This is a genomic window from Vibrio cionasavignyae (assembly GCF_050337155.1).
Lineage (GTDB): Bacteria > Pseudomonadota > Gammaproteobacteria > Enterobacterales > Vibrionaceae > Vibrio > Vibrio nomapromontoriensis.
Genome location: NZ_JAKJSR010000002.1, coordinates 1 through 5,595, shown reverse-complemented (window position 1 = coordinate 5,595; position 5,595 = coordinate 1). Strand labels below are relative to the sequence as shown.

Here is a 5,595-nt window from a genome sequence, read left to right as displayed (position 1 = left end):
ATACATAACTGAGCTTRTAACTTACCTTCAATGATCACATCCGGCGAAGCAGAAATAAACTCAGCTTCAGCTTCAATAGTACCGGAAGATATACCTTTCTTATCGCCGCCTGCATCACCCCTACTTTTTGAAAACGTACTGCCTTTTAGCGCTTTGCTATTACCTCCATCTGCACTAACCGAGGTTGAACCACCCGATAAATCTGCCGATTTAGCATTGCTTTAATAGTGTATGTCTTCACGTCTCTCATCCACATTTAAAGTCCTATATCGCATGCCCTTTGGGCCTACGGGTTTGRTAGTGATAGACTAAGTCACCTTCTGCCTTCAATGCTGCATCTACACGTGCTTCAAAGTTTTCTGGCTTAGGATCTACTCGCCAAAATAACTTTGCAGGTTCGCGATTAAATGACGGCACTGTGATGACGGCTTCTTTGCCATGGTCCATAAAGGCGAGAATTTGTGCTAATGGGTAGGTGGTATCGGCTTCGGTATGAAAGCCTAATTTACCTGTATCAATACCRACAATCGCCATCGGGCGGTAGCCCTTCTGATTTTTGTTTTCAAACTGCAACACGATATTGATACCAACTTGGTTCTCAATCAAACCCATTTTATCAAAGTAGGCCGCGCCCACTCGGCCATGGCGCCAGCTGTAAACAATTTGGCGTTCGCGGTCAAAGTAGACTTCGGCATCTCTGGGTTTTAGAAGGAAAAGGAGCCAAAGAGCAATACCAAAGAGCAGAAAAGAACCGATCATAACAAAACTTTCGAGGAAGCGCTCAAGTCTACCTTCGACTTCCTTAGCCCTTAGATATGTTGCCCATGTAACCTCACCATTTTCATTAAGTAGTGCTCGTGCATACCTTTCGGTTTCTTCAGCGCCATACCTTAGCTGTTTTAAAGCCTTTTGCCGCTCAATGGACGCTAGCGCTTTGTATGCATATTCCTGCCGGCTTTCAAAATCAGGCAGCCAATCATTAAGCATATAAACCGAAAAAAAGCTAAACAGCAACATCAGCGGGATAACAATGGTATTGCGCCTGTTATGATAGCCCGTTCTTACGGTTAACACCTTTTCATCTACAGAGACTATAGGGTCAAGTGGGTCTTCCATTGGAATAACGATCACCTCTGAGCGAAATTCCTGCCACCACTTTGAAAAAGGTTGGGCTTTGGTGGTAAACATGCCCAAAAATCGACGTTTCATCTATTTCCCTTTGTTATTAAGCCCTATATCGCATGACCTTTTACCCGATTTGTTTGGTAGTGGGAAACTAGGTCATCTTNAGCGGCAAGAGCCCCTTCAACACGTTGCTCAAAGTTATCYGGCTTTTTATCCTTACGTAAGAAGTATTTTGCTGGCTCCCTTCTAAATGATTCTCCTGTAATCACCGCTTCTTTGCCATGCTCCATAAACGCTAAGATTTGAGCTAATGGGTAAGTCATATCGCCTTCTCGATGAAAAGAAAGCTTACCGATATCAATACCCATGATCCCCATCGGCCGATAGCCCGCTTGGTTCTTGTTCTCAAATTGCAATACGATATTTAAGCCAAGGTGATTTTCTAATATCCCCATTTTATCAAATGACGCCGCACCAACCCTTCCATGTCGCCACGAGTAGACAATTTGCCGGTTTCGATCAAAGTAAACTTCCGCATCTTGAGGTTTGAGTAAGAAAAGCAACCACGATCCTAAAGATAAAGCGCACATCAGGGCAAGGAAGCCTGTCGTTGAGAGAAAGCTATCTAATTTTCCTAGTTGCTTCAGCGCTCTCATATGAGTAAACAATGTCACATTACCGTTTTGCTCAAAATAGATGCTGAAACCTTTAATGGAATTATCTGCGAGAGCTATCCCACGCCGAAAAATATCCTCTCCTTCTTTATCTCCTTCCTTTTGAGCGTCGGAAAGGTAGCTTATGTATCTGGCTTTGTCTTCTTTATAGCTTTCAATCATACGCTCAGCTCGAGCCTTTTGAGACTCAAAGTTATATTTGTAGCTGGAATCGTAGAGAAAATACAGGGTTAATATGGTTAGCATCAGCATCCATGGCACGACAATGGTATTTCGGCGAGTATGATAACCAGTCCTTAACGTCAACAGATTGTCATTGACCGTCATAAACGGTTCGAGCGGGTCTTTCATCGGGACGACTATCACCTCTGCTCGAAATTGCGGCCACCATTTTGAAAAAGGTTGCGCTTTGGTTGTGAATATTCCTTTAGAGCCGCGATTCATTTATTTTCCCCAAGGTGTTGAGTTTGGTTTTTCATCAAGCATACCTATTTGACTCGTGCTTATGTGGCCGCTGTTGGTTAAATAGCGTTTTGGCACAATGGTGTTTGGTGTCGGTTCGTAACACCAGATCAGACGCGCTGGATGCGAAAACTCGACATTGACCGTGACATGCAGGCCGTCTTCTTTGGCGATGCATAACGTCCTATCTTCAAATGCCGCCGCCAATGCACTCCTGAAGGTTTCGGTCATGGCCTTATCGGGATCTGGGACTGAGTAAGCCGCGTATTTGGCGTCATCCAGTTCACGATAAATCGAGCCATGCAGTTGAGATATGTTCATTTTAAAATCTGGCAAGACGAATACGTAACTGAGCTTTTAACTTACCTTCAATGATCACATCCGGCGAAGCAGAAATAAACTCAGCTTCAGCTTCAATAGTACCGGAAGATATACCTTTCTTATCGCCGCCTGCATCACCCCTACTTTTTGAAAACGTACTGCCTTTTAGCGCTTTGCTATTACCTCCATCTGCACTAACCGAGGTTGAACCACCCGCTAAATCTGCCGATTTAGCATTGTTTTAATGGTATATGTCCTCACGTCTCTTTAATCGCACAATAAAAATCAGAGTCAACGTTCAACACGCCCTAGTTAAAGAAGGTGCTTCGCATACAGCTCTGGTAACACCTCATCCCTTTTCAAAATCTCTTCCAGCCGCGACTCGAAGTTTTCGGGTTTTTCATCAATGTATAAATAGTATTTAGGCTGAGGGCGTTCGAAGCTTTCGCCGGTTATTACGGCGCTTTTACCTTTGTCCATAAAGGCGAAGACTTGAGCCATAAACTCGGTATTATCATTTTCATTGTTGAAATGCGCTCGGCCTGTTGGTTGAAGTCCGAAGTTGGTTGGCCAGAACTGTTTTTTTTTGTGTTCGCTGTATAGTAATAGGTTAAGTCCTTGCCTCCTTTCACGGTAGCCGAGGTTATCAAAATTACAGGCTGCTATCTTGCCTTTACGCCATGTGTAGACTATTTTTCTCTCGCGATCAAAGTAGATGTCGGCCATTCTGGGTAAACGAAGAAAGGCAATGGTTCCAGCCAAGGAGATCATCAATAGCACGCAAATAACACCTATTTTCTTGTATGTAGAATGTCTATTATAATCCTTAGCATATAGGTGTATTGCTTTGATATTGTTGAGTATTGAACGTTTTCCATCTTTACCCACTAGCGTACGATAGTACATGTCTCGCTTCTCATCGTATTCCCTACCAAGATCCTTATATTCTTGATTCAACTCAATCATATTGTGGGCTCGCTCTATCATCCCCTGATTTGGGATAAGCCAGCCGATCATATGAAACGATAGTCCCCAGAAGGCCAATACAAAAGGTGCTATATAGACAAACCGAATGGTTTGTGTTGGGGTGGCAACTGATAGCGTTGTATCGTTAACCTGCATGATTGAATTTTGCGGATCTTGATAGGTATCTAGCGTGATTCTGTTATTGAGCCACTCTCGCAGCTCGATGAATTTTTTGGCATGCTTTAGCAACCCCAAAAATCCTCTTTTATTTCTTTTCTCTATCATTACAGTAACTCATCGTCTTTTAGGCCAATAAAGGCTTGTTTTGCCAACCCATTTTGATTCAGCATCCGTTTGGGGGCTATTACATCAGGCCTAGGTTGATAGTACCAATATAAGTTTGCATTATTCTCCAACTCGACCTCCACGGTTAGATGTAATGATGCGTTTTCGAGTTTATGCTTAGCCGGATCAGCCAATGCATGTTGAAGTGCATCAGCAAACGCTTTTGTTGCGCTTTCATCAAGTTGCATTGAGTATTGGTTTGGCTGAATCATCTCTAACTTGCGTTTTTGAATTGAACCCACGATTTCAGACACACCCTTGACATAGGCTGGGAGCACGAATTGGTAGGTCACTTTTTATTTATTTTCCAAAGGTGTAACCTTAAATCGCATGACCTCTTACCCGATTTGTNYGGTAGTGGGAAACTAGGTCATCTTCAGCGGCAAGAGCCCCTTCAACACGCTGCTCAAAGTTATCCGGCTTTTTATCCTTACGTAAGAAGTATTTTGCTGGCTCCCTTCTAAATGATTCTCCTGTAATTACCGCTTCTTTGCCATGCTCCATAAACGCTAAGATTTGAGCTAATGGGTAAGTCATATCGCCTTCTCGATGAAAAGAAAGYTTACCGATATCAATACCCATTATCCCCATAGGTCGGTAGCCCGTTTGGTTTTTGTTCTCAAATTGCAATACGATATTTAAGCCAAGGTGGTTTTCTAATATCCCCATTTTGTCAAATGATGCCGCTCCAACCCTTCCATGTCGCCACGAGTAGACAATTTGCCTGTTTCGATCAAAGTAAACTTCCGCGTCTTGAGGTTTTAGTAAAAAAAGCAACCACGCTCCTAAAGATAAAGCGCACATCAGGGCAAGGAAGCCTGTCGTTGAGAGAAAACTATCTAATTTTCCTAGTTGCTTCAGCGCTCTCATATGAGTGAACAATGTCACATTACCGTCTTGCTCAAAATAGACACTGTAGGCTTGAATTTGTTCTTCTTCCTCTAGAATCCAGTGTTTATACTTAGTCGCTTTTTCTTTATATCCTTCCTTCTCGGCTCTCTGAGCCCACTTATCGTAATCAGCTCTCCTTTCTTGATGAAAATCAATCATACGCTCAGCTCGAGCTTTTTGAGACTCAAAGTTATATTTGTAGCTGGAATCGTAGAGAAAATACAGGGTTAATATGGTTAGCATCATCATCCATGGCACGACAATGGTATTTCGGCGAGTATGATAACCAGTCCTTAACGTCAACAGATGGTCATTGACCGTCATAAACGGTTCGAGCGGGTCTTTCATTGGGACAACAATCACTTCTGCTCGAAATTGCGCCCACCATTTTGAAAAAGGTTGCGCTTTTGTTGTGAATATTCCTTTAGAGCCGCGATTCATTTACTTTCCCCAAGGTGTAGTATTTGGTTTTTCATCAAGCATGCCTATTTGACTCGTGCTTATGTAGCCGCTGTTGGTTAAATAGCGTTTTGGCACAATGGTGTTTGGCGTCGGTTCGTAGCACCAGAGCAGACGAGCCGGATGCGAAAACTCGACATTGACCGTGACATGCAGGCCGTCTTCTTTAGCGATACATAACGTCCTATCTTCAAATGCCGCCGCCAATGCACTCCTGAAGGTTTCGGTCATGGCCTTATCGGGATCAGGGACTGAGTAAGCCGCGTATTTGGCATCATCCAGTACACGATAAATCGAGCCATGCAGTTGAGATACGTTCATTTTAAAATCCGGCAAGACGAATACATAACTG

General features: G+C 43.3%; 5 protein-coding genes and 2 pseudogenes. All 7 read right to left on the bottom strand.

What is annotated here, in order from left to right:
- Positions 1–221, bottom strand: a pseudogene (locus L4D74_RS00260) (PAAR-like domain-containing protein); the annotation flags it as partial.
- Positions 222–264: 43 nt separating this feature from the next.
- On the bottom strand, positions 265–1,209 hold the full coding sequence (locus tag L4D74_RS00255; RefSeq protein ID WP_428750227.1) for a hypothetical protein: 945 nt from the start codon (positions 1,207–1,209) through the stop codon (positions 265–267).
- Between the two features lie 1,034 nt (positions 1,210–2,243).
- Positions 2,244–2,582, bottom strand: a complete 339-nt coding sequence (locus tag L4D74_RS00250) for a hypothetical protein (protein ID WP_428750226.1) — start codon at positions 2,580–2,582, stop codon at positions 2,244–2,246.
- Between the two features lie 40 nt (positions 2,583–2,622).
- Positions 2,623–2,823, bottom strand: a pseudogene (locus tag L4D74_RS00245) (PAAR-like domain-containing protein); the annotation flags it as partial.
- Positions 2,824–2,894: 71 nt separating this feature from the next.
- The gene (locus L4D74_RS00240) at positions 2,895–3,833 is read right to left on the bottom strand and encodes a hypothetical protein (protein WP_428750225.1); all 939 of its coding nucleotides are present in this window, start codon (positions 3,831–3,833) and stop codon (positions 2,895–2,897) included.
- Complete coding sequence (locus L4D74_RS00235) at positions 3,833–4,147, bottom strand: hypothetical protein (RefSeq protein WP_428750224.1); 315 nt, start codon at positions 4,145–4,147, stop codon at positions 3,833–3,835. Before L4D74_RS00235 ends, L4D74_RS00240 begins: the two co-directional genes overlap by 1 nt.
- Positions 4,148–5,225: 1,078 nt before the next feature.
- Positions 5,226–5,595 (bottom strand): hypothetical protein (locus L4D74_RS00230; RefSeq protein WP_428750223.1); only part of this gene is annotated, 370 nt, incomplete at its 5' end.